Here is a 347-nt window from a genome sequence, read left to right as displayed (position 1 = left end):
GATTGGAAGCTTTCGAAGTTCCTTGCACTGTCGTATTTTCCAGGGTAGAAGAATGTGATGTTTCCTCACCGAAAAGTGTCAGTTGACCACTCGGGAACTTCTCACTTGAAGCTCCGAATTGGCGTTGCTTTTGTAAACGAAACATCTCTTCGTACCTAGCTATGATTGCTTTTAGACAGAGTAGTTCCTCTTCAAGAGCCGCAATCTTTGTATCCTGTTCAGTTAATTGAGGTGAGTGATCATTTAGGTTTCTCATATTATAAATATCGACATATTTACCATAATATTTATGTGATTAGACAACTTTTTTTATATTCATTTTCGGAAATACTCTTCCGTCTTCCAAA

General features: G+C 37.5%; 1 protein-coding gene. It reads right to left on the bottom strand.

Annotated elements, in window-relative coordinates; genetic code table 11:
* The coding region (locus NRI27_RS18010) for an IS66 family transposase (protein ID WP_371391912.1) at positions 1-145 on the bottom strand (145 nt) is incomplete at its 3' end.
* Positions 146-347: the final 202 nt, after the last annotated feature.

It is taken from the genome of Sporosarcina sp. OR05 (genome assembly GCF_041414805.1).
Taxonomy (GTDB): domain Bacteria; phylum Bacillota; class Bacilli; order Bacillales_A; family Planococcaceae; genus Sporosarcina; species Sporosarcina saromensis.
This window is presented reverse-complemented; position numbering and strand designations above follow the sequence as displayed.